At 66.2% G+C, this 6,090-nt stretch carries 9 protein-coding genes; 5 read left to right on the plus strand and 4 right to left on the minus strand.

The window, feature by feature from the left end; genetic code table 11:
- The 5 genes from clpX to AC6RA4_RS22595 form a co-directional block, all read left to right on the plus strand.
- On the plus strand, positions 1 to 923 hold a 923-nt coding region (clpX, locus tag AC6RA4_RS22575; RefSeq protein ID WP_500164137.1), incomplete at its 5' end, for an ATP-dependent Clp protease ATP-binding subunit ClpX.
- Between the two features lie 62 nt (positions 924 to 985).
- Positions 986 to 1,345 carry a RidA family protein gene (locus tag AC6RA4_RS22580; protein ID WP_222602945.1) on the plus strand — a complete coding sequence of 120 codons (360 nt, stop codon included), beginning with the start codon at positions 986 to 988 and terminating at the stop codon, positions 1,343 to 1,345.
- A 95-nt stretch (positions 1,346 to 1,440) separates the two neighbouring features.
- Positions 1,441 to 1,824 carry an NADH:ubiquinone oxidoreductase subunit NDUFA12 gene (locus AC6RA4_RS22585; protein ID WP_500164138.1) on the plus strand — a complete coding sequence of 128 codons (384 nt, stop codon included), beginning with the start codon at positions 1,441 to 1,443 and terminating at the stop codon, positions 1,822 to 1,824.
- 4 nt (positions 1,825 to 1,828) lie between these two features.
- Complete coding sequence (gene mlaD / locus AC6RA4_RS22590; protein ID WP_500164140.1) at positions 1,829 to 2,278, plus strand: outer membrane lipid asymmetry maintenance protein MlaD; 450 nt, start codon at positions 1,829 to 1,831, stop codon at positions 2,276 to 2,278.
- The gene (locus AC6RA4_RS22595; protein ID WP_500164142.1) at positions 2,275 to 2,634 is read left to right on the plus strand and encodes a DUF2155 domain-containing protein; all 360 of its coding nucleotides are present in this window, start codon (positions 2,275 to 2,277) and stop codon (positions 2,632 to 2,634) included. Before mlaD ends, AC6RA4_RS22595 begins: the two co-directional genes overlap by 4 nt.
- Here AC6RA4_RS22595 and aat read toward each other — a convergent pair.
- The 4 genes from aat to AC6RA4_RS22615 all read right to left on the minus strand — a co-directional run bounded on the left by aat (position 2,598) and on the right by AC6RA4_RS22615 (position 5,765).
- Positions 2,598 to 3,236, minus strand: a complete 639-nt coding sequence (gene aat, locus AC6RA4_RS22600; protein WP_500164143.1) for a leucyl/phenylalanyl-tRNA--protein transferase — start codon at positions 3,234 to 3,236, stop codon at positions 2,598 to 2,600. The two genes, AC6RA4_RS22595 and aat, sit on opposite strands and share 37 nt — an antisense overlap.
- A gap of 49 nt (positions 3,237 to 3,285) precedes the next feature.
- Entirely contained in the window at positions 3,286 to 4,641 is a 1,356-nt protein-coding gene (gene accC / locus AC6RA4_RS22605) for an acetyl-CoA carboxylase biotin carboxylase subunit (protein WP_500164145.1), read from the minus strand.
- 10 nt (positions 4,642 to 4,651) lie between these two features.
- A complete protein-coding gene (gene accB, locus AC6RA4_RS22610) occupies positions 4,652 to 5,146 on the minus strand; it encodes an acetyl-CoA carboxylase biotin carboxyl carrier protein (protein WP_500164147.1) in 495 nt (164 codons plus the stop codon).
- 220 nt (positions 5,147 to 5,366) lie between these two features.
- Positions 5,367 to 5,765: a hypothetical protein gene (locus AC6RA4_RS22615; RefSeq protein WP_500164149.1), complete on the minus strand. Its 399-nt coding sequence runs from the start codon at positions 5,763 to 5,765 to the stop codon at positions 5,367 to 5,369.
- Positions 5,766 to 6,090: the final 325 nt, after the last annotated feature.

The following is a 6,090-nucleotide window of genomic DNA, read 5'->3' on the forward strand; positions in this document are numbered from 1 at the left end:
TGCTGATCGGCCCCACCGGCTGCGGCAAGACGCTGCTGGCGCAGACGCTGGCGCGCATCCTCGACGTGCCGTTCACCATGGCTGACGCCACCACGCTGACCGAAGCCGGCTACGTGGGCGAGGATGTCGAGAACATCATCCTCAAGCTGCTGCAGTCGAGCGAGTACAATGTCGAGCGCGCGCAGCGCGGCATCGTCTATATCGACGAGGTCGACAAGATCACCCGCAAGTCGGAGAACCCCTCAATCACCCGCGACGTGTCGGGCGAGGGTGTGCAGCAGGCACTTCTGAAGCTGATGGAAGGCACCGTTGCCTCCGTTCCGCCGCAGGGCGGGCGCAAGCATCCGCAGCAGGAATTCCTGCAGGTGGACACCACCAACATCCTGTTCATCTGCGGCGGCGCCTTTGCCGGTCTCGACCGGATCATCGCGCAGCGCGGCAAGGGCTCGGCCATGGGCTTCGGCGCCGATGTGCGCGACCCGGACGAGCGCGGCACCGGTGAGATCTTCCGCGATCTCGAGCCCGAGGATCTGCTGAAGTTCGGCCTGATCCCGGAATTCGTCGGCCGTCTGCCGGTGATCGCAACGCTCGAGGATCTCGACGAGGACGCTCTGGTCACCATCCTGACCCAGCCGAAGAACGCGCTGGTCAAGCAGTACCAGCGCCTGTTCGAGATGGAGGACACCCAGCTGACCTTCACCGACGACGCGCTCTCGGCGATTGCCAAGAAGGCGATTGAACGCAAGACCGGCGCGCGCGGCCTGCGCTCGATCCTCGAAGGCATTCTGCTCGACACCATGTTCGAGCTGCCGGGCATGGACGAGGTCACCGAGGTGGTGGTCAACGACGAGGCGGTCAATTCCGACGCCAAGCCGCTGATGATCTACGCGGACCAGAAAAAAGAAGGCACCTCGGCGAGCTGAGGTCGATAACGTTAGGCACGTCTGGGCGGGGTTTTTCCCCGCCCTTTTCTTTGGAGTGAGAGATGACGATCAAGCGGATCCATACGGGCAGCCCGTTCGAGGAGAAGATCGGCTATTGCCGCGCCGTGGTGGCGGGCGGCTTCGTGCATGTCGCCGGCACGGTGGGGCAGGGCGACACGGTGACCGAGCAGTGCCGCTCGGCGCTCGAGGTGATCGGCAAGGCGCTGGCCGAGGCCGGCGCGAGCTTTGCCGATGCGGTCCGGGTGACCTATTACCTGCCCGACGCGGCGGAGTTCGAGCCCTGCTGGCCGATCCTGTCGGAGACCTTCGGGGACAACCCGCCGGTTGCCACGATGATCGAGTGCAACCTGATCGACCCGAAATACCGCATCGAGATCGAGCTCACCACGCTCGCCCCGTGATCGCGCTGCGATCGGGTCGGGGTCCGGCGCCTGTGCGCTGGACCTCGCCCCCAAGGATCGCATATACGGAACAGGAAGATACCGAGGAGTCGTCCATGGGCATTCTGAATTCGCTCCTGAAGACCGTGACCTGGTGGAACGGTGCCACGCTGAACACCCTTCTGTGGAGCAACCGCCACGGCACCCGCGTCGGCGAGGATGAACAGGGCAACACCTTCTACCAGACCAAGGATGGCAAGCGTCGCTGGGTGATCTACAACGGCGAGGTCGAGGCCAGCCGGGTGGGCCCCGACTGGCACGGCTGGCTGCATCACACCTATGACGAGCCGCCGACCGAGCGTCCGCTGCCCCACAAGAGCTGGGAAAAGCCGCATATCGAAAACCTGACCGGCACCGCGCTGGCCTATGCGCCGCAGGGATCGATCCGCCAGCCCGAGCCGGCCAGCCGCCGCGACTACGAGGCCTGGAGCCCGGAATAAGCGCATGACCACCTCCACCACAGAGGTGCTGGTCGGCGGGGCTGTCCTCGCCGCCGCAATCGCCTTTGGCGCCTATGCCGTCAACACCACCGGCTTCGAGCTGCATGAGACGGGCTACCCGCTCAGCGCCAGCTTCCGCTCGCTGGAAGGAGTGACCGTGGGCAGCGACGTGCGCCTCGCGGGCGTCAAGGTGGGGACCGTGACCGAGATCGCGCTCAACCCCGAGACCTTCCGTGCCGACATGGGGATGACCCTTCAGGACGACATCCTCATCCCCGATGACAGCGCCATCCTGATCTCGTCAGAGGGGCTTCTGGGCGGCAATTTCGTCGAGATCAGCCCGGGCGGCTCGCCGTTCTACTTCGAGGCCGGCGACGAGATCCTCGACACGCAGGGCTCGGTCAGCCTGATCTCGCTTCTGCTCAAATATGTCGCCGGGGGAGGCGAGGAATGATCCGCAAATTGTGTTTCGGTCTCGCCCTGCTCGCGGCGCCTCTGCAGGCGCAGGAGGCCACCAATACCGGCACCGGCGCCATGCTGCGCGGGCTCGACAAGATCACCGGACGCGCCTACGACATCGAGCTGCGCGCGGGAGAGACGGCCCAGTTCGACCGTATCCAGATTTCGCTCAAGGAATGCCGCTATCCCGAGGGCGACCCGGCGGGCGATGCCTTCGCCTTCCTTACCGTACGCGAGGCCGGCAACGCCGAGCCGGTGTTCCGCGGCTGGATGATCGCCTCGTCGCCGGCGCTCAATGCGATGGATCACCAGCGCTACGACGTCTGGGTGTTGCGCTGCACCACCTCCTGACCGCTCGCGGCAAGCGGCGTGCCGGCCAGATCGGGATGCACGGATAGCGCCTCGCGCAGCTGCGCTCGGTAGTTGGAGCGGGTGATCTCGAGGCCGCCCAGCGTGGCGAGGTGCTCGGTCAGAAACTGCGTGTCGAAGAGGGTGAAGCCCGCCCGCCGGAGCAGGTCGATCAGCCAGCACAGCGCGATCTTGGAGCCGTCGCGGCGGCGCGAGAACATCGACTCGCCGCAGAACGCCCCGCCGATCTCGAGCCCGTAGACCCCGCCGGCCAGTTCGCCCTCCATCCAGACCTCGAGCGAATGCGCCAGCCCGCGCTGGTGCAAGGCGACGAAGAGTTCGCGGATTTCGTGATTGATCCAGGTCTCGCGGCGGTCGGCGCAGGCGTCGATGACGCCCTCGAAATCGCGGTCCACGGTGACGGTGTAATCGTCGCGACGAAGGCGTCGGGCGAGGCTGCGCGAGATGTGCAGCCCATTCATCGGCAGGATGCCGCGCCGCCGCGGATCGACCCAGAACAGCTCCGGGTCGTCGCGGTGCTCCGCCATCGGAAAGATGCCCGAGCGATAGGCCTGAACCAGAAGCTCCGGGGTGATCTCGCTCATCCCCGGGGCCTCATCGCCCGCCGCGGCCGGTATTCGCCGCAACCGGGTGTCATGCCGCCGAGAACGGATCCTTGGCGAGCCACTTCTCCAGCCAGTGGATGTTGTAGTCGCCGGTCAGCACGTCGTCTTCCTGCAGCAGCGCGTGGAAGAGCGGGATGGTGGTGTCGACCCCGTCGACGATGAGCTCGCCAAGCGCCCGGTTGAGCCGCGACAGTGCCTCGTTGCGGTCGCGCCCGTGCACGATCAGCTTGCCGATCAGGCTGTCGTAATAGGGCGGGATCGAATAGCCCTGATAGAGCGCGGAATCCATCCGCACGCCAAGGCCGCCCGGGGCGTGGTACTGGGTGATCTTGCCGGGGCAGGGCGAGAAGTTCGGCACCTTCTCGGCGTTGATCCGGACCTCGATGGCGTGGCCGTTGATGGTCAGGTCGTCCTGCGCGAAGGACAGCGTGTAGCCCTCGGCCACGCGGATCTGCTCGCGCACGAGATCGACGCCGAAAATCGCCTCGGTCACCGGGTGTTCCACCTGCAAGCGGGTGTTCATCTCGATGAAGTAGAACTCGCCATCCTCGTAGAGGAACTCGATGGTGCCGGCGCCCGAGTATTTCAGATCGCCGATCGCCTTGGCACAGACGGCGCCGATGCGGGCGCGCTCTTCCTCGGTGATGCAGGGGCCGGGGGCCTCTTCAAAGACCTTCTGGTGACGGCGCTGCAGCGAGCAGTCGCGCTCGCCAAGATGCACCGCGTTGCCCTTGCCGTCGCCGAAGACCTGGATCTCGATGTGGCGCGGGCGCTGGAGGTACTTCTCGATATAGACCTCGTCATTGCCGAAGGCGGCCTTGCCCTCGGCGCGCGCGGTCTGGAAGGCGCGCTCCATCTCGGCTTCGGAATTCGCGACCTTCATGCCGCGCCCGCCGCCGCCGGCGGTGGCCTTGATGATCACCGGATAGCCGAACTCGCGGCCGATCTTCTTGGCCGCCTCGACATCGGGAACGCCGCCGTCGGAGCCCGGAACGCAGGGTACGCCGAGGTCCTTCATGGTGTCCTTGGCGGTGATCTTGTCGCCCATCACGCGGATGTGCTGCGCCGAGGGGCCGATGAAGGTCAGGCCGTGGTCTTCGACCATCTGCACGAAGCGGGCGTTTTCCGACATGAAGCCGTAGCCCGGGTGGATGGCCTGGGCGCCGGTGATCTCGCAGGCCGAGATGATGGCGGCCGGGTTGAGATAGCTGTCGGTGGAGGGTGCGGGGCCGATGCAGATGCTCTCGTCGGCCATGCGCACATGCATCGCGTCGGCGTCGGCGGTCGAGTGCACGGCGACGCTGGCAATGCCCATTTCGCGGCAGGCGCGGATGACGCGCAGCGCGATTTCGCCACGGTTGGCGATCAGGATCTTGTCGAACATGGGCCCCTCCTTATTCGAGGATGACCAGCGGCGCGCCGAATTCCACGGGGGCGCCATCCTCGACGAGGATGCGCTTGACGGTGCCCGCACGCGGGGCCGGGATGTGGTTCATGGTCTTCATCGCCTCGACGATGACGAGCGTGTCGCCTTCGCTGACCTGCTGGCCGACCGAGATGAACGAGGGCGCGCCGGGTTCGGGCTGCATGTAGACCGTGCCGACCATCGGCGAGGTCACCGCGCCGGGATGGGCGGCCGGATCTTCCGGTGCGGCCTCGGCGGCGGGGGCGGCAGCAGGGGCGGCGGCTGCGGCCGGTGCCGGGGCGGCTGCGGGGGCGCTGACGGCAATCGGGGCCGCCTGCGGCAGGGCGCGGCTCACCCGCACGTTCAGGCTGTCATCATCGCCATATTCGCGCTTGACCTGCAGTTCGGTCAGATCGTTCTCGCGGAGCAGTTCCGCCAACGCCTTGATGAAGGCCACGTCGGCTTCGTGGGTATCTTTGCTCATGCAATCCTCGCCGGTGATTTGCCGGGCCGGTTTTTTCGTGGCCCATTGATCTGGCGCTTATAGGCCAAGCTTTTGGCCATGAAAAGCGACCCCGTCGGGGAAAAACCGCGGGTTTGCGCATTTTGAAGGCCGCCAGACGCGCGGTTCGCCCGGCGCGGGCAAGGCGGCGTCTGCGCCACGGGATCGGCCCGCCATGGGGGCCGACTCGGCAACTCTGCCCTCAGGCGGCGGAGGGGAAGACCCCTTCCTGTGCGGCGCCTTGAGCTGCCCCGTAGCCCGGTAGCGCCGGTTCATCGGCGGCCTGGGAGTCCTGACGCTCAGGCGTTTCCGGTGCGAGGCGCACCATTTGCTGCGCCTGTTCCTCGAGCAGGGCGGCGATCTTGATCTGCATGATCGAGGGCGGCGCCACGTGGTTCGAGGGGTCGGGAAGGCCGGTCAGGCCGCGCCAGAAGTTGCTTGGCGGCTGGCCGCCCGGATCGGGATCGGTGCCGGTCTGCGTCTGCGGCGTGATCGGCTGGACCTTTGTCTCGACGGCGGTGCCGGCGGGTTGAGCCGGCAGGCCCAGAGGATGACCGGTGGCCAGAGGTGCCACCGCAGGGGAAACACCTGTCATCTGCATGGATGTGCTCCATCAGTCTAAAGGCCCCCACCTCGCGAGACTACCACAGATGCGCCGCTTCGGGAGGTGTTTCCTTCGAATTCTTCCTAGTTTTCAACTCCATGGTTAGCCAATCCTGAAGACCGCTGCGCAAGACAGCAAAGAGGCGGCCGCGAAACCGGCCGCCTCGTGGGTCTTACTCGCCGCGCTTACTTGTTGGCGCGGTTTTCGATGAGGTCGTCGACCACCGAAGGATCGGCGAGGGTCGAGGTGTCGCCAAGCGCGCCGTAATCGTTCTCGGCGATCTTGCGCAGGATGCGGCGCATGATCTTGCCCGAGCGCGTCT

The organism is Salipiger sp. (assembly GCF_059781815.1).